This is a genomic window from Nostoc sp., from assembly GCF_036917575.1.
Lineage (GTDB): Bacteria > Cyanobacteriota > Cyanobacteriia > Cyanobacteriales > Nostocaceae > Nostoc.
In genome coordinates this window covers 69508-95882 of the sequence record NZ_JBALDC010000022.1, presented here as the reverse complement: position 1 = coordinate 95882, position 26375 = coordinate 69508, and the positions used below count along the sequence as shown (strand labels likewise).

Sequence of the window (26375 nt, the reverse complement as noted above, 5' to 3'; positions counted from 1 at the left end):
GTAATTCTACATCCATTGCCCTACCTCCCTTGCAGAGTTTTTTCTTCTAATCCTTTTATTTAGAATAACCGGAAAGTGACAGAAGAGGGATATATACCACTTCTTGTTTGAATACAGTACACCCCAATAAACGGTAGGGGCACAGCATTGCTGTGCACCTACGAACGCTTGTATTTGACGCAAGCGAGAACAGCTATAGTTTTGTGTAAAAGCGTGGCGCTTTTAATGCAAGCCAACGCATTCACAATGCAAGCTGACACATTGGCGTTGTGGGGTATTGCCTTTCATTAATTCGCTATGAATTAATGAAATGCTGTATTAAGTGTTGACTTAGGTCTTAAACCCTTAAATTTATGAGAAAACTTGCGATTTATCTATAGGCTCTTTGAGATATACAGATTAAAGTAATATAGCAACGGTGGTATTATTGCATCCAAATGATACCGTAATTTTGTCTAGATATAGAATTCTATCGCCCTGCCAACGGGAGATTATTTCTAAAAGGAGTTTGCTGTAATGTCCACAACCCCAACTACTCGATTAATTTTAGAGACTTTACTCCCCCATCTCAAAGTGGCAGCAGCCTATGCCCATTTTCTACAACCAAAAATTGCTGCACTTCCCGCCAAAAAACAAGGAAACAACTTTTTTAGTGCTGCACTTACTGATGCAGATGTAGCTATTCAAAATCTGATAGAAGTGGTATTACTAGCGACTTTCCCAGATACTCGCTTTTATGGAGAAGAATATGAAAGTTCTAATAATACCAAATATTTTCGAGCTACCGAACTTGGTTCAGAAGGTGATTACTTAGTCACACTCGACCCGATTGATGGCACTAAGTTTTACATGGATGGACATTCTAATTACCAAATTATTCTCAGTATTCTAAATGCGGATGACTTTGAAGCAGTAATTGCCATTTCCCCTGCTCAAAACATTTATTTTTATGCCCTCCGAGGTGAAGGTGCTTTTAAAGGGACGTTGGAAATGAACTTAGAAGGCTGTGCCCCGTTACATATAACATCTCCTAAACCTGCTATTTTGTTGGGATGGGGAATGAATTCCATCGCACATTTACTAAAAAATCAATATAAAGTAATCGATATAGCAAATGATTACTCTAGTGATATTCAAATTCCCAATCTCAATGGTATTCTCAGTGGCGACTTGAGTGGAGCAGTGATCAAATCGGGCAAATTTATTGATAGTGCTGCACTCGCTTTTATTGCAAAAGAGGCTGGCTGGATTGTAACTACTCTGGACGGTTCGACTTTACCACCATTGCATACTTGTAAAAACTATAGCCTGCCTGGATTGCTCATAGCTGCCTCAAAATCTGTTCATCAACACCTGCTGTCAGCGATGCAAAGCCTAGCTGTTTAAGGGTTAATCAATATTGGGTAAGCTAAACCACATCTAGTTTACATAATCTGAAATTGTACATTTCTTGTGGGGTGGGCGTCTCGCCCGCCCAATATATGCAAGTTAAATGTGGAACAGCTTACTGTTGCATCTACAGGTTGATGTTGAAGATGAGTTAGTCCAAGGTACTCGGTCTAGATCGCCAATGAAAATGTACTCTCAACGACTCTGTTTAGAACCACTAGAACCAGATCATGCTGAACTGCTTTTTGATGGATTACAAAGTGCGAGTATATACAAGTTTATTGAAGATGTGCCGCCACAAAGCGTTCAATCACTTCGCGATCGCTAAATGGTTTTGGCACGTCGTCAATCACCAGATGGAACGGAAATTTGGTTAAATTGGGCTGTCTGGTCTCTTGTAGAGAAATGCTACGTTGGATATGTTCAAGCAACAATTACTATATATAATAGTGCAATGCTTGGATATGTGTTTTTCCCTAATTTCTGGGGAAAAGGTTATGCGCTCGAAGCCGTAAAGTGTATGATTAATTATTTAGTTAAGACATACCAAAATCTTGATTTTCGTGCTGACGTTGATGTAGAAAATCACCGTTCTATTACCTTACTACATAATTTGGGATTTGTCAGAGCGACATTTATTCAAAATATTGAGTCTAACCAAGATGAATTCAACCACGAAGTACAGTACCGCTGTGCGTAAGTCAAAAGTCAAAAGTCAAAAGTCAAAAGTATTGTATTCCGGGCTTTCGCGTCATTTTGAATAGTATGTTTATTTAGGCAGTGTTGTACTAGATACTGTCTTCCACGACTCATATTCTTTTGACAAAATGAAAATCTGTATTGTTGGCGCGGGTGCAATTGGTGGATATTTAGGGGCAAAACTGGCACTAGCAGGTGAAGCAGTGACACTGATTGCTCGTGGTTCTCATCTGGAGGCAATTCAAAAAAATGGGCTGAAGTTGCTTCTGGCAGATGGTTCTAGCCAAATTGCTACTCCATTTCTGGCAACTAGCGATATTCAGTCAGCAGGAAAACAGGATGTAGTAATTTTAACTGTGAAGGCTCACAGTGTGCCTGCGATCGCACCTTTTCTCCCAGCACTTTACGATGCTTACACAATGGTGGTGACAGCCCAAAATGGCGTTCCTTGGTGGTACTTTCGTCAGCATGGCGGTGAGTATGAAGGTACGCGGATTCAATCTGTCGATCCAGATGGGATTATTGAAGCTAGTATCGGTGCTGAACGTGCTATTGGTTGTGTGGTTTACCCGGCAACTGAGATAATTGAACCAGGTGTAATTAAACATATTGAAGGCGATCGCTTTACTCTTGGTGAAATCGACGGTACTAAAACAGAACGCATCCAATTATTGGCACAGACTTTAAAACAAGCAGGATTTAAAGCACCAATCCGCAATCAAATTCGCACGGAAATTTGGATCAAATTGTGGGGGAATGTGGCATTTAATCCGATCAGTGCTTTAACTGGTGCTACTCTAGAAGATATTTGCCGCTATCCTCTCACCCGCGAACTAGCGCGGCAAATGATGAGTGAAACTCAAGCGATCGCCGAAAATTTGGGTATAAAGTTTGGCATTACTTTAAAACAACGAATTAATGGGGCAGAAAATGTTGGTGCCCATAAAACCTCAATGCTACAAGATATTGAAGCCGGACGCGCTACAGAGATAGATGCTATTGTTGGCGCGGTGGCAGAATTGGGAAAACTTACTCAAATTCCTACACCTTATATTGATGCTATTTATGCCAGCGTCAAGTTGCTGGAAGCGACCAAAGTCAGAATTTGACAGTCCCGAAGTTTTCATGGAATTAGGCAGATATATTACCTACAGAAATGGATATTAGAATTTTTCTTGTTCGTAATGATATACAGCTCTTAGTAGTGTTTGAGTAAGGCGATCGCTTTGGGGCTTAAAAAATAATCAAACGCGAAATCCTGATTTTTTCGTTGCTTCTTAACCTTTGTTGCGATCAAGAGTAATTTAGATGCGTTTGCCCTGGGTTTTACCTGCTCTCAGCATTAAATCGTCACGTAGCTGCCTTGAATCTAAAACATTTGTGGCAATAATGAAACGCCCTGCACTCAGAATTTATGTATTGATTTTACTTTCATTTTTGCATACTGTAGCTGAAAGTCGGTAATATATTCCGGCTTGATTATCTTTTTTATTAGATATAAATTCCGTAACTTTACTCTCCTGAATTTGGTGATATTTAAATTATTTTGATAGTTTTGATAATGCTTTGATAGCATCAGCTTCACAAGAAAATTTATCTTGTGATAACTTTTTCAACTCAAGAAGTGCTGAGGAGTAACCCAAGTTGGTGCAAGTGGAAAACCAATCATTTCCAACACAAAGACAAATGTTGATGCTTGCCATCGGGTTTTGCGTGAGTATGTCGGTATTATTTCGATGAGCAATGTATCGTGAAGGTGTCAAGTATCTCCCTAAGTCCGCGCAGTTATTGAAGACAACCTATTCTTACCTCTTGATTCTTCACCCAGCTAAATACTCTCGTATCACACGCAGGATACTTGCACTACCTTTACTGTTAACCAAAAGAATCGGCGCAAGATGCGATGGACGATTCGCTTCAATAAAACCTGTGGCTGCGTGTTTAGCACTAGCCGTCACCATCACAACAATGTCAGAATTTCTCACCCACTGACGCAGCCTATCATTACCTCCCTTGTCATGACTGAGATAAACTGTCACTTCTTTACAAGCTGCTTCTAAAATACTTTTTACTCTGATTGCTACGGTTTCTGTGAGAGTGTAAATAAGAACAGATTTACTCTTGAGTTTTTGGAAAATATTCACCTCAACTTCCAGATTTTGCTCGACTAAACTCGCTGGTTCGTCAAGCAAATCTGGAAACGATTCTCCTAAGTGTAAATCTTTTACCAAAGCGCGAAAGATTCCCCTTTGCACTTCATCAATACGTTCTGTAAAACGGCGTAGAGTTTCAGCCGTAGCAAATAGAAGTTGTTCGCGCTTTTCTAGGACTGGGCAGGGATATGATATTAGTACATCAATTAAATCAAGCATCCAATCAACTTTTTTGGGTGAGGCGAACCTGTCCCAAAGCTCCAAAGCATAGTCTACAATCTCAGTATATTTTGCTGTATTAACTCCCAAAGTTAAAATAGCGATCGCTAAATCATTGAACAAAACCAAATCAACATCCCCACCCTCTGTACTCAGGACTAGTAGTTCTAGCAATGAGTAATAAAGGCTCTCGAACTCGCCACGGGGAAATTGCTCATCTTTCTGAAAAAATCCCAGCAAGTAAGGAAGCGCATCGTGCAGGATAGACTCAGCTGTTGAGCCTACTTTACTTAACAATTCGTCAAATTCTGCTACCGCCTGTGGTTGCATCAGCAAGCTAGTCACATCCCACTCGGCAGAACCCTGGTGTGCAGTGTATAACGCTCGTTCCCAGGTTGGCTTTTTATCCAGTTGCCATAACCACTCCAACCAATTCGTTGGGACAGATAAAGCTGTTGGGGTGTCTTTTGTTGTACCTTCCTGGCTTCCCCGCAGTTGGGTAAGAAAATCTTGGTTCCAACGTACCTTTAGTAAGGCTGTTTGCTCGTCAGCAGTCAACTCGTCAAAGGCTTGCAATACAGCTTTTTCCACTGCCAAAGTTTGTAACTCGTAGGCGCATTGAAGGAGCAAGCGAACTTTCTCTTTCGACGACGGAGCATTACAAAGCAATGAAAAAGCTTGATCAAAGTCTCCATTTTTGGATAGCTGTTCGGCTTGTTGCAGGGGGTCGCCTTCGCTGTTCGGGGTAGCATCTTTTAGCAGTGCAGCTAACCTTTGCAAATAGCTGCGGTGAGTTTCTTCAACTTCCGCAATTGCTAACAGTTCGTCTCGAAGTGCAGGTTTCGTTGGTTCTCCACCCACCGCCAGCAGCATAAATAATTTCAATACTTCCGGGATTTTACTGCCTGCACGGACAGCAAAAAGATTGTTGTAACGCGGGAAAACTACTTCTTGGAAATAGGTTACAGCACTGCTTGGGGCGTTATTGTCCTCAAAATGTTGTAGTTCAGTGCGGTATACTGCCTTCAGCAGAGCTTGGGTAACGGCGAAGGGGCGGCGAACCTGCAAAAGATTGCCTAGTTCCGGGAGGGTAAGCAACTCGTTCCATTGCTCTAGTTCTGCTAAGAGTTGCACCCGCAGAAACAGCAGATTCAGCGCATCCAGACGATGCTGGTCTACAAGGTATTGTAGTGAGTTTTCCGCAGCAATGCGATCGCCTGCTTGCAATGCCATATAAAAGTCCCGCAGTACGCGACCTGTGGGACGGGGAATATCTGCGACCCGTTTCACCCGTCTCTCACTCACTCGGCGCATCTGCTCTAGTGCTTCCCAAACATCTGTCGCTTGTCCGCACAGTTTGACCGCAGCGCCTCCAGTAAATTCGTAAACTGCTAATTCTATAGGGTCTTGGGGGTTTAGTTGCGCTCTTTGTCCACGAAATGTCGAATATGTGGGGCCAACAAACGCCATTAATTCTTCACTCAAACGGCGTAATTGGCGTTCCGAAAGGGCGATGGCGTACCAATCTACACTCTCGTAACGCCAGCAGGGAAGAATTGTTGGCTGAGGTTCGCCTTTGGTCAACAACTCGACCCAAGGACGGATTTTGGCTTGTTTTCCTTCGCCACGTTCAATCTTGCCAAGGTCAAATTTGTTGTCAGTGCCAAAAAACTGCTCTAGGAAGTGGCGGATATCTGCATTGCTGGCATTAGTCATTGCTTTTGAATATCACATGGTTAATATATTATGGTGTGTAATAAAAAGTACTTAAATCGTTACAGGATAAAAATTAAATAATCCAAAATCCAAAATAGTATTACGCCCCTCCCCATCGGTTAGTAAAAATCAACTGTTGTTCGGCGATCGCTTCTGAGGATGTTTCATAAGTTACAACTTCCTCATTGATTGTAATACCGTTGTAGGTGAAGTTCATCGAACCTGCAAGATAATACCCATCTCCCAGGATACCTTTTGCGTGGAGTTCTTCGGTAATGTGGAATCGCACGGGAACGTCCTGATAGTCAGTTTTGCCTTTGATTTGTTCAATAAATCTGTGATTGTGAGAGTCGGGACGGGTAGCAATGTGTACAGTCGTTCCCCGTTCGGCTAGGGTGGCGAGGACTTGGGAGAGGCGAATGCGGGAACGACTCCATGAGGGTTCTAAGCATAGGAAGGTGTTGGCGGTGTTATCGATAACGGGGATGTCAGATATCCACGGAGAAACAAGCCACACGCATTGGCTGGGGGTGATAAGTTCGGCGACGAAGATTGTTTGGAGTAAGTCAGGGATTTGGCGGGAACTTAGGCGGGAGTGAATATAGCGGGATGACATTTCTTCTTATTCTTGACGTGAATCTAACTGAGGCGGATGCCAACCCGCTTCTACCCAAAAACGACGAGCAACTTGAATCGAAGGCTCATCCCGACGTTGATCATTGAAGTCAAAACGATCGCTAGTAGCTCTTCCTGTAGGAGTTGTACCTATAATTTTTATTCCATCTTTTGTCCAGATAAAATGCTCAGACCATTGTTACTGACGGGGATGAAATAGAGGGACTTGTTTTTGAGTGTTGGGATCAGTACTTACTGTAAAATTATAGTGACGCTCATTACAGCGATGACAAGCTAATGCCAAATTATCCAATTCATCAGAGCCACCCAAAGACTGCGGCATGATATGGTCAATGGTAAAACGGTCTGGACTCAAGTATTCTGGAGAGTGACAGTATTCGCAGAGATATTCAGCTCGTTTTCTTACAAGTCTTCGAGTTTGTTCGGACACCATTTACTTTTGGCTGCTAGTTGAGCGTTAATCAAGGTAAATATTCGCTCAAGTTCGGAAATGCCTACATATTCAGCTTCTTCTTCAGGAGTGAGCGTATCAGCTTTTTTCTTCTGCAACAGTTCTTCAAAGCGAGACTGTAGCTCATCGGTAAATTTAAAAAGATAAATATCACCGAATTCGCTCATCCTGATACCAGAAGACATTAAGGATGAGGGTTGAACCATCAATTGAGTAGTCATCGTGTATTCACAGTGCCTTTGGTTCTATTGTGCCTCAATTAATCAATGATTATAGCGTTCTAGGTGCGAGCGAGTAATTTTCAGATAATTCTACGTATATGAACTTTTGCCGATGTTATCGATAACGAGCATACTAGATATCCAGGTAAAACTAGCTAGATGCACTGGCTGCGGTTGGTGAGTTAGGTGACGAAGATTGTTTAGAGTAAGTTGGAGATTTGGCAAAAGTTTAGCTTAGGCTGTAGTGGATATAGCAAGAGGACATTCTGAGTTGCTAGAAGATGTGATAATCAAATTATCAGGTGCTTCAAGATCCACTTAAAGTCACTAGAATATCGAGTATATAAACTAACAAAAGGAGTCAAAATAAATGGATATTGAAGAACAAGATAGCGATGTAATTGAAAAAGATGAAGATACTGCTGAAGAAGATAGAAGTGATAATGGAGGGTTGTATCCATATGACCCTACTCAAGCAGATATTGACATTAGAGTAGATATTCAAACAGTTTTCGATTTAATGAGAAGATATGATAACAACAAACTGATTATTGATCCTGATTTTCAACGTAATTTAGTTTGGACACAAGAGAAAAAAAGCAAATTTATTGAATCACTAATACTTAACTTTCCATTACCTCCTTTGTGTGTTAATCAAACTGTAAAAGGTAAGTATATTATTGTAGACGGTTTACAAAGAATAACCACATTACACGAATTTGTTAATGATGAATTTAACTTAACAGGCTTAGAAGCTTTAACAGATTTGAATGATTATAATTTTTCAACCCTCAAAGAATTACCAGGTGACTATCAAACGAGAATAGAAGATAAACAACTTTATATATACATTATTAAACCTTCTGTACCAGCCAAAGTTGTTTACGATATTTTTAATAGAATTAATACGAGTGGGACATATCTTGAGCGTCAAGAAGTCCGAAACGGTATTTTTTCAGGAAAATCTACTCAACTCCTAAAAGACTTATCAGAAAAAGATTATTTTAAAAGAGCTATTGATTATGGAATATCTCCTAAAAGAATGAAAGATAGAGAAGCCATTTTGCGCTACTTAGCATTTAAAATTTTTGATTATGAAAGAGAATATCAGGGAAGATTAAGCGATTTCTTGGACAATGCAATGAAAAAAATTAATCTTATGAAAGATGATGAAATAGAAATTTTAAAAAAAGATTTTATCAGAGTTATGAATTTAAGTTATGACTTTTTTGGTAAAAGAAACTTCCGTTTGCCAGCAGCAGAAAGGAGAGGAAGAATAAATATTGCTATTTTTGAATCGGTTTCTTATTTTTTCTCAATCAACAGTGATGATTTTTTACAAGACCATAAAATTAATATTCAGCATAACTTTGATAAGTTACTACAAAATCCAGAATATATTGATGCTATAAGATATGCTACAAGTAGTAAAGCTAAAGTAATCACTAGATTTAAACTAGCACAAGAAGTTTTAGGAAATGTATAATGCTTACACAAATAGAATTAGAAAATTTTAAAGTTTTTAAAGAAAGAACATCTTTCCTATTAGGTCAAATAACTCTGTTAACAGGAATAAATGGATGTGGTAAGTCTACGCTTCTTCAGTCTTTGCTATTAATGAGGCAATCTATTGAGCATAATGATAGTGCGTCTCAAGTTGTATTAAATGGTAGTTGTGTAAACTTAAGTAGCTTTACAGATATTAAAAACACTAGTATTTCCAGAAATGAATCAATCAAATTTATCTACCATTATGAAGATAAACATATTCTGAATCCTAATCAAGAAGATAATCTCAAACTTCACGGCTATGCAGAATATGATTTTGAGGAAAATTTTGAAGATGATATGGTAGCTCAGATAAGCAATATTACCTTTTCCGATCAAGGGATCATAAATTTTAATAGAAAAAAATCTGATTATGGATTTGAAGGAGTATACAAAAAGATTAAAGATTCAGATATTTTGAATCTAAATAGATTTGATTTTGATGAAGGAAACCAAGGTGAATTACCAGGGCTAGTACCGGAACGAACAGGATCTTGTCGTCTTCTTAATTTATTACCTTTCTATGGCGAGGGATATGATTTTAAAACCCCAGAAAAATACAGCCTCAGATTGGATGTGTATTCGTTGCATAAATCTCTATATTTTTACAAGATACATTACATTTCAGCAGACCGTTTAGGCCCGCAAGAATTTTATCCTAAAGCTACTTTGAACAAATTTCCAAATGTAGGAGCAAAAGGAGAATTTACAGTTAACTTACTCTATAAAAAGAGAGATGATTTAATCAATGAAAAGTTATGTCTAGGTCAAGATGCCAAGACTTTATATACTCAAACAGAAGAATGGCTTAACGAAATTTTTAATGGAGCAAAGGTCGAAATTCCTAGTTCTGACAGTAATATACTCGAGCTTTTATTTAATACGAGTAATTCAAAAGAGCGTTTTAAACCAGCTAATGTTGGGTTTGGATACCATTGTATTTTGCCAATTGTTGTTTCAGGATTGATTGCTCAACCAGGTGAAATATTAATCGTAGAAAATCCAGAAGCACATTTGCATCCAAGAGCGCAATCCCGATTAGCTCAATTTTTAGCTAGAGTTAGCAGTTGTGGTGTACAAGTTTTTATTGAATCACACAGCGACCACATCTTGAATGCTCTGCGGATAGCTGTTCTTGATACAATTGTCACTCCAGACGATTTAAGGATATTATATTTTCAGCAAAATCCAGAGCAGCCAGTAGTGCAAATCCCCGTCCAGCCAAACGGAGGAATTGAAGAATGGCCAGAAGGATTTTTTGACCAAATGGATAAAGATTTCTCTCGGCTTTTTGGAATGTAAGTAATGGAAATATTTATTAACGAAGTATCCCTAGAAGGACAGTTTATGACAGAGGCAGAATTCCGGGATGCTATAAAAATATTTAATTTGATTTTTGAATTAATCAATCAAAAAATTAAAGATAAAGAACTTTATAAAGAAGATAGCAATATATATGCTAACTATGAAGCCATCAAAGGATCTAGTTTCAATGCTAGTCTTAACCAACTGAAAGATAAATCCTTGAAAACTGCTTTTATTAATATCGTCTTCAATAAGTCAAATCCCAAGCAATGGCGTACAGAGCAGTTGCATTCTTCAAAAGATTTATTTGATTGCTTAACTATTGACAATGATTATAAAAATGTTTGTAATACTTCTTTGGCAGAAGTAGCTGAACGAAAAGGTCAAAACAGTAATAAAGAATATCTGTTAGTTAATTTTATTAATTCTAGTTTTCAAATCACTCACCCAGATATTGTTAACTGTTGTTTAATTACAGTCATTAAAAATAATATTGAAGACAATGAGATATGTATAGATGGTGTTGATAGTAAACCAGCACTGGAATATTGGTTAGAAAATAAATTAAATCTAAGCTCACTAGAATATTCTTTAGATGTTACTGAACCTCCAAGAGATGAACAAACGATTTTCCGAGACACCACAAGATTTCAAAAAACTTCGCGAAAGTATGATGGCAGATGTATTTATTGTGAATTGCTTACAGTAATGTATTGGTATGTAGATAATTTACATTATGGTGAAGCTGCTCACTTAGAAGTTTTTGATAAAAGAGGATATCATGTTGGGGAAGCTGACTTGCAAGGAAATATTGATACTAGTAAAAAAGATAAAAACAAAACTATGAATTTGTCCTAAACCCCGTCCATTTTGAAACCCGTAGTTTTTCAGCAGAATGCTATGATTCGGTCGTAGGGAGATTTAATATAGTTCTCATCCAGAATACCTATAGATGTACATTTTAGTTGTAGTTATAGTCTAGGGGAAAGGATTTTACCTGTACCACCTCTACAGACTATGCCTAAATTTACGCTGTCGTTATCAACTTCTGGTCTATACAAAGAATAACCTGCAACGGCGGCGATCGCTCTAATATAGCTAATACTAAATTGTTCTTTTTGTTGGTTAATATCCATATTGTGTTGGATGGTCAGACTTTATCTTCAAGCAGATTATCACTGCACCGTTTCTCGCACCCGTAGCCTCACCCCAAACCCTCGCGGATACCTCTGCACCCCCTCCACCAATGGATAAACCTGCAAAAACCCAAGTTCCATCGGTTCGACTGCTAAACTCAAAATCGCTGACTTTAAATCTCCTCTCGCATCAGGAGGCGCTATCAGCGAAACCGATGCACCTTGCTTAAACGCTTCCTCCACCTGTTCTCGCCAGTTGGGTTCATTCAGCCAAACTGTACGTAGGCATAGCCCGTTGAAAGCATCGCCCACTTGCAAAACATCCAGTAAAATTTCTCTATCTGCTTCAGGAATCACAACAAAGGGATTATAGGAAGATAAGGCGCGAGAACGAATAATATTTCCCCTCGCCCACAACAGCCCATAAATCACTTGAAACCGCCAATAAGGATTAGGCTGCACTAAACCAAGATGCAACAACGCTTGATCCAACTGGTCATCGTTGCTGGCGACATAGGCAAACACCCGCGCATCAATTTCAATACCTAAACGCGCTTCTTCCTGATGCCACAAACGAATCAAATCCAGCAGTAGTTTATCGGTTTCCGGGGTACTTCCAGGACGCAAAACTCGTGCGTTAATTGCAGTCATCACCGGATGCGTTACCAAAATTCCCTCAGAGGACAGGACTTTGCGGAGGCGATCGCTTGCTTGTTTTAATTCACTATGTCCTTCGGCTAACTGCACATCAGCCATTGCATCGACAACCTCAACACTGGTTTGGGTTAACTCCAATAACCGCGTCAGTTCCGAGTCCACAATCTCAAAATCCGCAGGTGACAACGCACTCCCCGCCAATTGGAAAAAATTCGCCGGATCAGCAGCATAGCGCCGCAAGATTTCCTCAATCACCCCGCCGCCACCAATGGTAGATTCAGTTATCCAGATTTCTTCTACTCCCTCTGAAATAGCAGGTGCATCTAGTGGACGCGGGCCAGGATCGATATCTAAAATCAGGTCGCCCAAATCAAAGTGGGGGCACAATTGCCCGCAAGCATCCAGCAGCGCCCCTCCCAAGGTCGCTTTAAAACGTAAAGCTGCCCAAGAATGCCACGCCTCTTCAGGTTCTGACCAGAGAATCGGTGCAAGATCATTTAATATAGTTTGGATGATATCTGCGTTGGCAAGTGCCAGCAACCTATCATGTACCCTCTGCCGTCCCTGAATTTGTTCCGGTGCAGATTCCCCTTCTTCCAGTAGGGTTTCTTCGACATTCAAGGTTTGAAAGATATTGTCCAGAACCCTTGCCATTTCTTGACCCATATTTTCACCCAAAAGCACCTCAAAAGCTTCAGGTAGTGAGATTTGGTCTGCCAAGGCGCGGGCGGTAAGCATCGATATATATATTTGATAAAGCCACTCTCGTTGAAAGACATTTGTTAATTCACACAATCTGGCATCTATCAAGAACCGATATCGGAAATATGCCGTGCGAAACGCCCAAATCTTCTCTGGATTAGAATCGCTGGGACTGATGCTGAAATTAGGCGGAATACAAAAGCGAAATACTAGACCATCAACAGATTGGGCAAATCCTACAGCTGCTGGACTACCATCGTGTCTTTGGGTGAAGCGAATTGTCGTATCGAGTTCGTCACCTTTTTGAAAACGGATGTTAGCATGGGAGGCGATCGCAAACCGCCGCACTTCAAGGGGCGATTGTTGGATGTGGGTAAAGGAGCAAACTTCTCTAATAATTTTGCACCACGAGGAACCTTGGGGTAATTCGAGTTTAATACCGGAGTCGGGAGGAATTATTTGACTGCACCATTTTAATTGGGCATTAGAACGAACGGAAATGCTGGCAGGAACTTGTGTAAGATTGATTGCCCAAGGACGAATGCAGCGAATATCTACAATTTCTCCATTTTGCCAAAGTTGAAAAATTCCCGCTTCTTCAAATTCAGTACAGTAGTCTTCTATTGGTAAATTTTGTTCTCTTTCTTGCCAATTCGGGGGAGCAATCCAGTGAGTTGCATGGATGTGTTGTACCCCAAAACGACGACTAGCCCTGCCTGGTGTAAAGGTTTTCAGTGCTTGAATAATGGGCATGAGGTTAATATCTGGCTGGCTATTACGCAATTTGGGAGGTGTCGTAATCTTTACTTCTGGTAAGAGCAAGTCGCTAAATAAACTGGGGGGAACGAAATCGGGTAAGGGGTCGTTGGTTTGATAATCTTGGTTTGATTCATTTAGATGTACTGAAAAGCGATACCAATTAGACTTTAAACGCCGCAGCAAAGTGGGAAGTACCACCATCATCAATGACCTTGGGGCTTCCCAGAGAATAGCTTCGACCTCATCTTTGCTCAAATTCAAGGCTGATTGCAGATATGCTGCCAATTCGAGTTGTCTTGTTTCTGTTTCGAGAATCTTTTCAATTAGTTCTATTTCTAATTGCTGGCGTTTTTTTGCGTATTCAGATGGGCTGGCAAAATCATACCAAACACTTCCTTTGATTGCTGCTAACTGGTGTCCTACCCAATCCATAAAAGCGAAAACCGCAGATGTGCGAATAACATAGCGGTTTTGGATGGGGAGCGATCGCTTTTCTAAAACTGGGTTAAATAACATATCATAGCCTTGATAGACAATGCGATCGCGTCCGTAGTCAGAAAGCACCACCACTGTCCAAGGTCGCATAATTCGCCGTCGTCCAGCACGTCCTTTTCTTTGGAGAAATGAAGCCATATCTCGCGGTGATTTGTGCTGAATTACACCTCCAACCTCTGGGTCGTTGAATCCCACTTCCAGGGATGCAGTAGCAACAATTACATCACTATTTGGGGTAACTCCAGTATCTTGGGAACTAGTGCGGCCAATACTTAAAGGCAATTCCAACCCATGACCAATTTCTTCACATAAAAGCCAAGATTGCCCAGCAACCAAGCGTTCGCTCCCCTCAGATGCACTATGCGATCGCAATGCTGCAAATGGCTGTCTTCCCCGCAGAGGACGACCCCAACTGTCGCATCCTTCGGCATCCAAAAGGTTATGAAATAAGCGGTTGGTAACATCTAAATCGTCAGTAAAAGCAAAAACACGGGAACCATAGAACCCTTGGCTGGGAGGGTCTTCAGATGGATCAAGGATGCGCCGTAGCAGCATCGAAGTTAGTATCGTTGTAGACAGTAAACTCGTTCCAGATACGGGGTCGCCTCTGAGAACTAATTGATATTCCGTGCCTTCCGCAACTTGATTTTCGCTGGGGGAAACTTCCTCGATAGAACCAGGATTTAAGCCTATAAGTTGGCTAAAAAACTCTGCTGCACTTTCTAATGTTGCCGAAAGACCCGTAAATTGGACTTTTGTGGCAATTATTTTCTGCCAACGTCGTAACAGGTAAGCAACCTGTGCGCCGTGGATACCTGTATAAGTATGCACCTCATCGAGCAAAACTATCTGAGGCTTTTTCGCAGTTGCAATGCCGAATATATGACCGTAACGGGAGTCTCCCATAGACCGATTGAGCATTTCTGTGCTGGTAAAAACCAAGTCTGGGGGAGTTTTCGTCATGCGATCGCGTGTTAAAATTACTTCATCTTCTTGGATAACAGCACCGCAAGATGGATTGAGACAAGAAAGTTGTTCTTTACCTGCTTCTAAATCAGCCCGTCGCCAAGATAGCGCACCCTCACATCTGGGACACCGCAGGTAAGGACAAGTAAACCCACCACTTTCAGCTTCCCATTTATCCTGTACCCGATCCAGAGTTGCGCTTTTGGGAGTTAAGCCAAAAAATGCACCAATAAGAATTTTACGCTTACCTTCTGCCTTGAGGACAGCATCAAGACGACGTGCTTCTTGATAGGTTTCAGAAAATTGGTCTTTGAGAAGTTCGTTACGGGGATAAATTGCTAGTCCTTTACTCCAATACTCATTCTTTTTCAACAACCCTGCAATATGCGCCAGTGCTGGTAAGTAAAAAGATAAAGTCTTCCCCGTTCCTGTCCCAGCACAGACAATCATCCCGCGACTTTTCGTGCTATTTAAATCCCGCAGCATCCGGCTTGTAGCGCGTAGCTGAAAATCTGCAAGTTGAACCTCACCACGCAATGGCGAATTTAGTATAGCTGCAACAGCTTTTTTTCGTATTGGAGTTAATAGTTTATCTGCCTCTAGCTGTTTAATTACTGTTTCTGGCGTAATATATCTTTTGGGATAAATTCTCGGACGGATTTGTAGGCGATAATCAGCAACTAAGGTAGGAGATGTTTGCCAACTATTATTCGGGAACAGTTGGCGGAGACGGGCAAATAATCTCACCCCTTCCGCCATCCTGGTGCGAAAAAGGCGATCGCCTCTGAGGTTGAATTCAAATAACAATTTGCGATCAACGATTTGCTCTATAAAATCCCAAACATCCTCATCAATCTCGCAATTATTTAGAAAATCGTCCGCAAGTTCTTTAATTTCATCTTCAGAAAATCCACCATCAATAATTCCCCACGTCAAAAGTTGGACTTCCTGGCGTTCCAACTTATCTAAAAATTCTCTAATTATTTTATCCCAATTGGTAGTCACCCTTGCTCTGCCTTTACTTTAAGTCAAGCGAATTTTAAAAGAATCAGAAATGCCATTTTGATTAATCCAATCTTGAACTTCTGGAGTTAAAAGACTTAAATCCGCTCCTTCCTCAGATACTGCTTGGAGGAAATGCGATACAGCTTCTGGAAATTCATCAGACTTGAGACTCTTCCAAGAATGTTTTAATTGTTCTATTTTAAGTTCACATATTGCAAATTCAGCATTATTTTTAGGATAACGAATGTTTTTTAAATCTTTCTCTATATCCTGAATTTGTAAAACTGTTTGTTTAAAAGCTTCTACTTTAGCCAGTAAATTGAGTATTTCATTGTTAGTGCTAGGCATTTTTTGATCGCGATACCTTTGCCAACATTTACTCAATTGCTGTTCTAGCGTATTTTTTAGTCTTTCAGCATCGGACTTTAAATTATTAATTTCAATGTTTTCAATATCAAAAATCCATTCATTATTATTACTTAATTTTTCCTCTATCTTGATAATTAAATTCACTATTTTATCTGTTTTATTAGCCAACTCGATATCTATCATACCTCTTTGTCGAAAAGCTTGTAATCCTTCCGCTAGCGGCTGAATAGCAGCAATTGTATCATTAATTTTATTTTTTCTATCTTGAATAATTTGAAGATTAGCTGCAAAGTTTTGCAGAGATTTTCTACGTTGAGATAACTCAATTAGTTCCTGTGATTTTTCTAAGAGCATTTTGTATCCCCTTTAATTTCATTCATGAGATTCCGTAAGTTAGCTAACCCCTCACAAATTTCTTGGTAACTAGATTCTACTGTTGCAGCATCAGATTTTTCTAATTCTGCAATACGACTTTTTGCTTCAAGAATCGAAGCATCGAGAAAATTATTAGTATTATCGAAGAATTCTGAAGAATCAGTAATAATTTTTTGATAATCTTCACTCAAGTCTTGAAGTAATTTACCAACTTTACTTTCTGGGTTGTCTTTCTCAGTTTGTACGCGCTTCATTGTATCTTGATACTTGGTAATTGCGGTACGTCTAAATTTATTTAGTATATCTTTCATTCCAACAAAGTCTTTCCTACCACGAAACACACCCTCACCTTGTGCTGAAATCATTGCAGTTTCGAGAGTCTTAAGAACTTTCTCTTTATTAATCTCCTCTCCCAACTCAGATACTAGAGATTGATAAATATTAAACTGACGTTCGTACTCTTCTTGGATAGCTTTCTCTAGGAGTTCATCGACTTGTTGACGTACCTTTTGCAACTCTGGAAACTTATCGCGGACATCTTCAGGAATTTGCTCTTGAGGTTGCCAAGATTTACGCACTTTTTCTAGAGGTTCAATAATTTGAATTGCATCAATAATTTGAAAATTTGAATTACTGCCTTTTGTACAAGCAATTCGACTTTTAACAATATCTAATAATGCTTCTCGGTTTCTCTTGAGACTAAAAGTATCAAACAGCTTTTTCCAACTAGATGCACGATTTGTATCATCATTTTTATCTAAGTCGATAAACAAAGAATTAATCAGATTTTCGAGCGTATTAGTAGGATACCCTGCCATCGTGGCACTAATCGCTAGTAATTCCACCGCAGCAGGTACGGGGTTCCAAGGTTCACCAGATTCGCGGGGATAAAGGCGAATTTTTTCGATGACGTACTGACTCCAACGTTCTAGATACTTTGCATACATGCGAAAATAGCGATCGCCATTGGTAAATTTCCAGTTCTTATAGTAATTGTATTTTAAAATACCTTGAAATACGTATGCAGTTTCTGTAAATTCCTTGTCATCGTCTGGGTTAAGGGGAAGTGATAAAATAACCCCAGAATAGCTCCCTCTCTTGACTTTAGGGTTATAGAAAATGAGATTTCGCTGCTGAACCAACTTACCACCAGTACCGACGAAACTACTTTTCAGCAGCATTTCAGTATCCCATTCAATTTTTTCGATGATAGCGGGGAAAAGCAACTCGCGGATATCTTTGGCGATCGCATCTGGTAAAATTTCTTGATTGTTCCAACTGTCGAGGATCTCCAGCTTTTTTGTCAGCGTTTCTGGAATCTCTTGAACTAAAGTATCAATCTTATATTCCCCTGAAGGATCTACAACGCTTGGTGTTACTTGACGAGGTTGGGGTGTAACCTGCTGAATTTGTCTCGGTTTAGTCTTAACATCAAGCAGAGGTAAATTAAAAGCAGTATGAACTTCTGGCGACAAATTACAAAGTTCATTACTATCATCCCACAAGTCTAAAAATACCTCACGACGCTTGATATTTTGCGCGTCTTTAGCTTGAATATTTAACCTAACTTCAGCACTCAATCTCATGTTACCAAAGTGTTTTCCTAAAGTAACTGAAGGGAAACGCCCATTTTCAATATCATCAATAGAATTTTCCAAGGTGTATTTTAATACATCTCTAATTAAAATTCTGGGGTTAAATTCATCTGGATTTACCCTACCAAACATCTGTTCTAAAGCTTTAGAATTGAAAGGATAAAGACCCATTCCTTCAACATGGCCAAAACCTGTATGACAAGCGTGGGAATGTTCGCATTCGCTACAAGCACTTTCTATTTCATCTCTATTTTGAGAATTAGCCCAGTTTTCAATGTCTTGTTCCTTTAAGCGAACAGCATTCAGATATCTAGCAACAAATACTTGAATATCATCCTGAGTAATTAAAGATTGCTTCCCAACTGTATCAATATTAAGATTGACGCTGAAAGTAACGCGCTGTTGCACTGTATCAATCAAATTTTTAAAATAACCTGTAGTACAAGCTAAGGCTGTACGCATAGCACATAATGGCTTATTTCCAGCTTGCTGAGGTCTTGCTAAAACTGCTTCCAATACTTCTCTATCAATACCTTGCAATTTAGCAAAATCTTCAATTAAAAGTACTAATTCAATATTTTTTTCTGCTAATGTTTCTCGTACTTCGCGCATTAATTGCTGCAAGTCTTCTCGACCAAAATTCAAAACTTGGGTGATAGCTTCATCTAAGTGATCATTCAACCAAGTCACAGTTTGCTTTTGTATATCCTCATCATTTATTAATAAACTATAAAATTCTCGTGCCTTTTCTCCAGCTTTTTGAATATTCAAAATATTAAGAGGCAAATCTTCGATAGAAAACTCACGGCGTTCATTAATATCTTCAATAGTATATTGATATCCCAATGTATGAATTACTAAACGATGAATAATCTCTCCATCTCTTAATAAATGCTCTCGAAAAAAATTATCATATAGCAAAGCAGGTAAATTTTCGATTAAATATTCCTGAGTTTCCTCATCAGCAAGTTTAGCGCGTGTATGTTGTCCGTTAATGCCAACTTGAAACGCTAAATTGTTTAATAATTGTTCTCTTGCACCCTTATCTGTAAAAGTACGACTTGATTGATTTAAACGTTTGCGATACTCATCTAATTTATCTACTTCAAATTCTGCAATATTTAAAATCTTTTCAATTATATCTTTTAAATTTGTCCCAATTCTGGGAATTAGCAGCACTTTCCGTTTATCTGTTGATTTTATATTAGCTTGCAACCAACGAATCAGGTGAGATTTTCCTATACCCGTCTCACCCAAAACAGGTACAAAGACAAAATCTTTTTCACATAAAAAATCTTTGAGAAACTGTGCTTCATCATATTCCTTTTGTGATAACGCCTTAATAGAGTCCTGACGGTACATTGTAATAGGATGATGTGTAGCTAGAAACAAATGATTTGCAGTTTGGGTTGCTTCCACATTCATCACCTGACGGATCATATCCAGCTTCCAACAGACAAACTTTTCAAAACGCTCATATACTAACCTCTGTACAAAATACATCAAATTTAAAATATCTGCCTGAAAAAATATTAATTAATAGTCGGTCTTCTCTATCTGGGTCTGGTGTATTTATAGGAAGTAAAATGATGCGCATTGTACTTGATATACTGTAATTAGATAAATATTTTGCAGGTAGAGGTGTTCCTGGAGGATGAAAAATCAGAGTGGGTATTCGTGGCATTAGCACAGGTTCGTAATTATCAAATATAAAAATAAATGAGTTATGTATTCTACTAGTTTCTTTCAAAAATTGATTATATTCTGGAGAAATTACAATATTATTCATACCCTGTTATATTAACCACTTGAACAATTTTCGACCTCTTGAAAACTTATTTAATTGTTCCAGTGAATCATAGAAAATAAGCAGATTTTTTTCACCTGCAAGGACTCTTTGCATTTCTTTACCTGGAATAAAATTAGGTTTTTGCCATACAGGTTTAGAAGCAGGCATTATTCCCGGAAAAGGTGTGACTCCATTTTTTCTACAAATAGGACAACCTCCACAAGCAGGAAAAACTATCACAGTATTTCTGTTTTCTGGAGTGTGACGTGGGGGGATACTATACGCTTGTGCAAATATTTCGGAAATACAACGTTTAGAGTTTAAAGCCTCTTTCATCAATTGCAGGTTTTTATAACTCCAGTTTTGGCGTTTCTGGCGCACTGGTTCAACTTCAGATTCCCAAGTGAATTTTTTATCGTGAAATTGATTACGGATACAAATAACGCGAGAATTGCGGTACAAATCCCAAGCGGCTTGATAAGCTTCTTCAGATTTTGATTCAAAGTTTTTCTTCTGGGGAGGCTCGACTGAATCGATTGCAATTAAATTGGCTCGGTTCATCAACGTTAAAGTGCGGATATTCCAAGCCCTGTTTTGGTCACTTCGCATATCAATATCTCTTTCTAGCAAAGAGGGAGGATTATTAATAGGCACACTATATTTACCGTCTTTTAGGGGTTCTTTTTTCGCAAACATACTTTGCCAACGCTGCAATCCTCTCTCGATAGTAATTGTCGATTTTTCGTTTAAACCACGAGCAACATTGAAGTCTTCAGTTGTATATAATGTTAGCGACATACATGCTTTTCCATCCCTTCCTCCCCGTCCAACTTCTTGATAGAAACGGTCAATAGTTTCGGGAATACAGACGTGAATTACTGCTCTGACATCTGATTGGTCAATACCTAATCCGAAGGCAGAAGTAGCAATAACTATATCAATTTTCCCTTCCCGCCATTTTTCAATTAATTGCTCCCGCTGCTCAGTTGTAGATTTACCTGTCATCAGGTCGCATCTTTTAAATCCAGCACGGGTTAATTCTCGTTTCCAATCCTCGACATCCTTAACTTTAGTCCCGTAAATAATTAACGGGCGAGGAAGATGATAAACTGCCTCAAGTAACCTTTGTTTTCTAATTTCTTCAGTCTCACATCGTTTAAACCAATAAGCAGGTTCTGGTCGCAACTGTACAGCAGATATAACTTGTAAATCTTGACCAAATAATGTTTCGAGGGTGTCTAAACAAGATTCCGTTAAAGTTGCTGTTAGCAATAAAGTTCTGAAGGGACTAAGACGCAATAAATCTCGTCGCAAACCAGGAATTTCTTGAAATGCGGGACGAAAATCATCACCCCATTGCTCTACCATGTGGGCTTCATCGATAATAAAATACCGTAAAATACCCCGATGGGCTGCTTCATACAGAGCAGATGCCAGAGAATCCATTAAACTTTCAGGAGAGGTAAAAATTATCCTTTGGGTTCCGGCGCGAATGCGATCGCGTATCCCTTCTCTTCTTTCTTTACCCTCCACAGAATCATCGCTATAATACGCTGTGGCATGGTGTACCAAAGATTTTGATTTTAATGCTCGTTCTTGGTCAATAGCTAATGCTGTAGTCGGGACAACTACCACGCTGACACCATTATTGTTTCTGGAGTTCAGCAATGCAGGTAGTTGGGCGCAAAGGCTTTTTCCCGCACCCGTAGGTAAGTTAATGATTAAAGTTGAATTATCAGGAGCGGTCAAAACTGCACGAATTGCTTCACGCTGTCCGATACTGCTGTATTTTTCAAACTTCATTAATTGCAAAAACGGGTCGCCGGAAACTAATTGGTAATTCCGTCGAGGTTTTTCATCAAGTAAGGGTGTATCTGGGGGATATTTGTCAGCAAGGTCAAGCCATTCCGGTTGCCAAGGACGGGCGCTGATGAGATAGTGTTCTTTATCTTCGCGCAGCACAATTATGCTAGCCTGCTCCCAAATAGTGCTATCGACAAAAGGAGGTTTCCGAGGTATTTGGAGATAAGTTGGAGAACTTCCACCCTGTTTTTCATCTTCACGCCGCAGCACATGACGCACTAGACTTATAAGGACGTTGCAGGATATTTAATAGTGTTTCATCTTTAACAGCACACATTGGTTCATATCGTGCATCAATAAATACACTTTCTACAATTGGAGCGAATAACCCATCTACGCGTCTTTGCAAAGTTTTATCTTTTGTGGTGTTTTTGTAATTCGTTAAATTTGTTTCAATAACGTAATTAAATCGGAAACCATACCACTCTTCACCTTCCCCAGAATCCGAAGTTTCTGCAACTCGCCACATAGCAAAAGCTTGACCCCGATCGTCCCAATGAATATAAGATGATAGTGCGTCTACAAATTTTTCACCAATGCGGTAGAGTTTTGCACCAAGCTGTTGATTTGCTACACTGCGGTTAAAAGTCCCAAATTCTTCTAAAACCCCTGCAAAATTGCTGCTTAAATCATTTGCTGGAATTAATGTATTTTCGGTAGGTTTATAACGCGTTAGTGCCGACAAATTAGGATTAGTAATTGGCTTAAATCTCAACACATCACAAATCCAATCTTTAGTTACTTGCTGGATTTCCTGATGACGGGCATCATAATCGTCTAAAGCTTGAAAATATTGGGTAGCGTTTTCATCTAGAGCATCAATTTCATCTAGGGCATTTTGTTCGCTAATTTTTACTTGCTCTTGCTGAATTTTTTTTTGAATGATTTCTATGCTTTCTAATAGTCCATTTGCACCCGATTTAAACAGAATTTCTGCTAATAAGGGTAATTTCTCATCAACATAAAATTGGAGACTGGCAATAGATTGCCCAAAGATATTAAACCCTTCTTTCAATAAGCGATACCATGCATCATGGAGACTATCGGGTAAGTCTACGCCAGCAAATACTGTCAACTTAACTTCCAATAAACGACCAATCCGGTCTATCCTACCAATTCTTTGTTCTAGGCGATTTGGCGACCAAGGCAAGTCAAAACATATCATGTAGTTAGTAAATTGTAAGTTACGACCTTCTTCGCCGGAGGAGTCGCAAACTAAAATAAAGCATTTGGGGTCTTTTTTAAACCGATTTAAGTTCTCCTCTACTTGAGAGCGAGTTTGTCCAACTTGATGACTGACGATAGTCCCCTCACCAAAACGATCGCTCAAGTAACGGACAATTTCGGCACAAGTTTGTACAAAACTCGTAATATATAACAATTTTGGGCAGACTGTCTCCCGGTATGGGTCTTTTTAGCCGTTGTTGAACCTCTGCAAGTAATTTAGGGAGGTTAAATTTCAAGGATTGTATAGCCGTAGTCACATAGTTTAGGACATTTTAAAAGAGTGAAAGCTAGGAATAGTAATAGTTTTACCTCCAGCATAGCTGCCTCCTGCCTCCTGCCTCCTGCTATAACAGATGAGCAGTTCTTCCAACTGTGTCAGAATAATCGAGATTTGCGACTTGAGCGCACGGCAGAGGGAGAATTGATTATCATGCCACCAACTGGATGGGAAAGCGGAAATCGAAATAGTAGACTTACACAGCGCTTAGGTAATTGGGCTGACGTTGATGGGACAGGTTTGGCTTTTGATTCCTCAACAGGTTTCAAACTTCCTAATGGTGCAAACCGTTCTCCCGATGCATCTTGGGTGAGCCGAGAGCGATTATAAGCCCTGAATCCAGACCCCGACAAATTTCTACCGATCGCTCCAGATTTTGCGGTAGAATTACGCTTTGCTTCAGACAGTTTAAAGACTGTGCAACACAAAATGCAGGAGTATATTGACAATGGTGTGCGTTTAGGATGGCTAATCGATCCGCAAAACCAACAGGTGGAAATTTACCGCCCAAGAAAAAATGTTGAAGTTTTACAATCGCCTACTAATTTATCTGGAGAGGATGTATTAGCTGGCTTTGTGCTTGATTTAGCGCAGATTTTGAGTTAGGCGATCGCTTTTTACTCACATCTCTTCTCAAAAGGCGTAGGCGTAGCCCGTCGTAGACATCGCTCAATTCTCCTCACTTCATAGTTTGACGAAATTGCAACTATAGTTTGATCAAATTTTACAAATAAAAACAAAAAATTAATATTGACTTAATATTAAAAATACTGTCTGCAATAACCCGATAACAAAACCTAAAACACCACCTAAAGTCACAATCGCTTGCAATTCACTTTTTACAATTCCCTCAATGGCAGCTTCTAAATCAGCCGGTGAAGTTGATTTTACACGGTCAACTATCACTTCATCTATTGACAAAATTGGAATAGCCTGTGCCACAATTGCTTCTAAATCTTTTTCCAAATACTTCTCTAAAATTAAAGCCAACTCTTGACTCATGACTTCTAAAGAAGTACTTACAACAGGTGAAGTACTAAGACGATTCAGCAGCACTACAGCAATATTTTGCCAATCGACAGAATCAGTTAATCCTTGTAGAAAATCGCTGCCACTGTTTTGCAGGTAATGGCGGACACTTTCGCGGGTGGTCTTTCGGAGTTGACGCACTGTTCCCATTGGCAAGTTTTGTAATGATAAATTTTGCAGTAATTTCCGAATGCGATCGCGTATTTGCAAATCTTGAGTCAATTCCTGCAAGCGAGTATTAGCAGCCTCTTTTTCATCCAAACAAAAAGTTCGTAGCCGTGTAAGAGTATTACGTAAGCCAAACAAATTTGCTACTACCCAATAAGTTCCACTGGTTTTTTCGCGGAAGCCTTCATCAATAATTTGAATGGTGCGATCGGTCAAAAAATCAACTATCGTTTGGCGGAGAAGATCCGGCGGTAAAACTACTTGCAACAACCAATCAGCAAGTCGCGTAGCTTGTTCTTCACTCAGTTGAAATTCCAGCAATATCTGGTCAAAAATTTGATTGATTTGTACTTCTAAAAAATCTTCACGCCGCGCTAAAACCTTGAGCAATCGTGGCAAAGATTCCCCTAGTAAATCCCGCAAAATTCCCGCGACAATTTTGGCACTTTTCTCGTTCTGATCTGTTTTAATTTGTTCAATTGCCAAGCGCAATAACCAGAGAATTGCTGATTGTACGCGTTCTGTTTGCAACAAACGCCGCGCCAGATTTTGCAATTCTTGTGGTGTCAACAGTGACCCCATGATTGTATTGGAAATGTTTTTAGCCAGACGCTCCTGATTGCGGGGGATCAATCCAGGCGTGAAGGGTACTTTTTGTCCAGCGATAAAAATTGCTCGGTAAGGACGGAACAACATTTTGATGGCTATATCATTTGTGAAATAGCCAATAATTCCACCCAGTACCGGGGGAGACAGATAAAGCCAAAGATGAGACCAGTCCAAGGGAAGAATTAAAAAAGTTAGGAATAGAGATGCGATTAATCGCGTCTGTACAAGAGTGAGGAGTTAAGAATGATAAATTTTAAACGAGAATTTATCAGTACTGATAATTTATAACTTATAACTTATAACTCCTAACTCCTCACTCATTTTTGTTGATTACCAGCATTCCCATCATACCGTTCGCAATGGGGTAGTGTGTGGCAACAGCAAAACCAACTTGATAAGCTAACTCTATTTGCTCTTTACCGATGGGAAAGCGATCTAAGCTGGGACTGATGTAAGCATATTCTTCTTTTAAGCCGAAATAATTGGCAACTGGTACCACGAAACTGTCCAGATACAACTGTTGAAAGGCACGTAGCTGAGGATTACTCGGTCGATGAAAGTCTAGAATTGCAGCTTTAGCTCCCGGTTTCAAAACACGGTATAACTCTTGGAGACTCCGGGGAATATCTTTAACATTTCTTAAACCATAGCCCATTGTTGCGGCATCAAATTGGTTGTCGTCAAAGGGTAAATTGAGGACATCAGCTTCTACCCAGCTGATAGCAGGTTGGGGATACTGCCTTTGAGAGCGTTCTTTAGCGTTTTCTAGCAGGTTTGGAGAAAAATCTACACCGTATACCTGTCCTGTGGCTCCGATATGTCGTGCTAAACGTAAAGCTAAATCACCACTACCGCAACACAAATCTAATGCAGTATCTCCTGGTTTAGCTGCACTCCATTTTACTGCCATTTCCTTCCAGATTCGATGCTGTCCCAGACTCAACCAATCGTTCAATTGGTCATAAACTGGAGCAATACGGTTAAAAATGGACTGAATTTCGTTAGTCATTGGCCAAT

General features: G+C 39.7%; 20 protein-coding genes and 2 pseudogenes. 8 read left to right on the top strand and 14 right to left on the bottom strand.

Going from position 1 to position 26375, the window contains the following annotated elements; genetic code table 11:
• Positions 1–516: 516 nt before the first annotated feature.
• The 4 genes from V7K79_RS05510 to V7K79_RS05495 all read left to right on the top strand — a co-directional run bounded on the left by V7K79_RS05510 (position 517) and on the right by V7K79_RS05495 (position 3197).
• Positions 517–1386 carry an inositol monophosphatase family protein gene (locus V7K79_RS05510; RefSeq protein WP_335045441.1) on the top strand — a complete coding sequence of 290 codons (870 nt, stop codon included), beginning with the start codon at positions 517–519 and terminating at the stop codon, positions 1384–1386.
• A gap of 106 nt (positions 1387–1492) precedes the next feature.
• A complete protein-coding gene (locus V7K79_RS05505) occupies positions 1493–1717 on the top strand; it encodes a hypothetical protein (RefSeq protein ID WP_335045439.1) in 225 nt (74 codons plus the stop codon).
• Entirely contained in the window at positions 1718–2089 is a 372-nt protein-coding gene (locus tag V7K79_RS05500) for a GNAT family N-acetyltransferase (RefSeq protein ID WP_335045438.1), read from the top strand.
• 127 nt (positions 2090–2216) lie between these two features.
• Complete coding sequence (locus V7K79_RS05495) at positions 2217–3197, top strand: 2-dehydropantoate 2-reductase (protein WP_335045436.1); 981 nt, start codon at positions 2217–2219, stop codon at positions 3195–3197.
• 210 nt (positions 3198–3407) lie between these two features.
• Here the strand turns inward: V7K79_RS05495 and V7K79_RS29930 are convergent.
• From V7K79_RS29930 to V7K79_RS05475, 5 genes and pseudogenes are all read right to left on the bottom strand, one after another.
• Positions 3408–3722, bottom strand: a pseudogene (locus V7K79_RS29930) (IS1634 family transposase); the annotation flags it as partial.
• 186 nt (positions 3723–3908) lie between these two features.
• A complete protein-coding gene (dpdD, locus tag V7K79_RS05490; RefSeq protein WP_335045434.1) occupies positions 3909–6176 on the bottom strand; it encodes a protein DpdD in 2268 nt (755 codons plus the stop codon).
• Positions 6177–6276: 100 nt separating this feature from the next.
• Positions 6277–6792 (bottom strand): phospholipase D-like domain-containing protein DpdK, encoded by a 516-nt coding sequence (gene dpdK, locus V7K79_RS05485; RefSeq protein ID WP_335045432.1) that lies wholly within the window; start codon positions 6790–6792, stop codon positions 6277–6279.
• Between the two features lie 198 nt (positions 6793–6990).
• Entirely contained in the window at positions 6991–7245 is a 255-nt protein-coding gene (locus V7K79_RS05480) for an HNH endonuclease (RefSeq protein ID WP_335045430.1), read from the bottom strand.
• On the bottom strand, positions 7215–7484 hold the full coding sequence (locus V7K79_RS05475) for a hypothetical protein (protein WP_094330698.1): 270 nt from the start codon (positions 7482–7484) through the stop codon (positions 7215–7217). Before V7K79_RS05475 ends, V7K79_RS05480 begins: the two co-directional genes overlap by 31 nt.
• Before the next feature lie 370 nt (positions 7485–7854).
• Between V7K79_RS05475 and V7K79_RS05470 the strand changes: the two genes are divergently transcribed.
• The 3 genes from V7K79_RS05470 to V7K79_RS05460 are packed head-to-tail and all read left to right on the top strand — an operon-like array spanning position 7855 to position 11195.
• Positions 7855–8970, top strand: a complete 1116-nt coding sequence (locus tag V7K79_RS05470) for a DUF262 domain-containing protein (RefSeq protein ID WP_335045427.1) — start codon at positions 7855–7857, stop codon at positions 8968–8970.
• Positions 8970–10334: a DUF3696 domain-containing protein gene (locus V7K79_RS05465; RefSeq protein WP_335045426.1), complete on the top strand. Its 1365-nt coding sequence runs from the start codon at positions 8970–8972 to the stop codon at positions 10332–10334. The genes V7K79_RS05470 and V7K79_RS05465 overlap by 1 nt, the downstream gene beginning before the upstream one ends.
• Positions 10335–10337: 3 nt before the next feature.
• Entirely contained in the window at positions 10338–11195 is an 858-nt protein-coding gene (locus tag V7K79_RS05460; protein ID WP_335045424.1) for a hypothetical protein, read from the top strand.
• 113 nt (positions 11196–11308) lie between these two features.
• Here V7K79_RS05460 and V7K79_RS05455 read toward each other — a convergent pair whose 3' ends face one another.
• Genes V7K79_RS05455 through V7K79_RS05425 form a run of 7 tightly spaced genes read right to left on the bottom strand, consistent with a single transcriptional unit; the run spans position 11309 to position 23429 of the window.
• Positions 11309–11473 carry a hypothetical protein gene (locus V7K79_RS05455; RefSeq protein ID WP_335045422.1) on the bottom strand — a complete coding sequence of 55 codons (165 nt, stop codon included), beginning with the start codon at positions 11471–11473 and terminating at the stop codon, positions 11309–11311.
• A gap of 39 nt (positions 11474–11512) precedes the next feature.
• Positions 11513–16057: a protein DpdJ gene (gene dpdJ, locus V7K79_RS05450; RefSeq protein ID WP_335045420.1), complete on the bottom strand. Its 4545-nt coding sequence runs from the start codon at positions 16055–16057 to the stop codon at positions 11513–11515.
• 18 nt (positions 16058–16075) lie between these two features.
• Positions 16076–16780: a hypothetical protein gene (locus V7K79_RS05445; protein WP_335045419.1), complete on the bottom strand. Its 705-nt coding sequence runs from the start codon at positions 16778–16780 to the stop codon at positions 16076–16078.
• The gene (gene dpdH, locus V7K79_RS05440; RefSeq protein ID WP_335045451.1) at positions 16771–19899 is read right to left on the bottom strand and encodes a protein DpdH; all 3129 of its coding nucleotides are present in this window, start codon (positions 19897–19899) and stop codon (positions 16771–16773) included. Before dpdH ends, V7K79_RS05445 begins: the two co-directional genes overlap by 10 nt.
• Positions 19871–20185: a hypothetical protein gene (locus V7K79_RS05435; protein WP_335045454.1), complete on the bottom strand. Its 315-nt coding sequence runs from the start codon at positions 20183–20185 to the stop codon at positions 19871–19873. Before V7K79_RS05435 ends, dpdH begins: the two co-directional genes overlap by 29 nt.
• Before the next feature lie 6 nt (positions 20186–20191).
• On the bottom strand, positions 20192–22267 hold the full coding sequence (gene dpdF / locus V7K79_RS05430; RefSeq protein ID WP_335045417.1) for a protein DpdF: 2076 nt from the start codon (positions 22265–22267) through the stop codon (positions 20192–20194).
• Positions 22245–23429 (bottom strand): helicase-related protein, encoded by a 1185-nt coding sequence (locus tag V7K79_RS05425; protein ID WP_335045415.1) that lies wholly within the window; start codon positions 23427–23429, stop codon positions 22245–22247. The genes dpdF and V7K79_RS05425 overlap by 23 nt, the downstream gene beginning before the upstream one ends.
• 162 nt (positions 23430–23591) lie before the next feature.
• Between V7K79_RS05425 and V7K79_RS05420 the strand changes: the two are divergent.
• Positions 23592–24158 (top strand): annotated as a pseudogene (locus V7K79_RS05420) (Uma2 family endonuclease).
• 138 nt (positions 24159–24296) lie between these two features.
• Here the strand turns inward: V7K79_RS05420 and V7K79_RS05415 are convergent.
• On the bottom strand, positions 24297–25532 hold the full coding sequence (locus V7K79_RS05415; protein ID WP_335045412.1) for a DUF445 domain-containing protein: 1236 nt from the start codon (positions 25530–25532) through the stop codon (positions 24297–24299).
• Positions 25533–25671: 139 nt separating this feature from the next.
• Positions 25672–26367 carry a bifunctional demethylmenaquinone methyltransferase/2-methoxy-6-polyprenyl-1,4-benzoquinol methylase UbiE gene (gene ubiE / locus V7K79_RS05410; RefSeq protein WP_335045448.1) on the bottom strand — a complete coding sequence of 232 codons (696 nt, stop codon included), beginning with the start codon at positions 26365–26367 and terminating at the stop codon, positions 25672–25674.
• Positions 26368–26375: the final 8 nt, after the last annotated feature.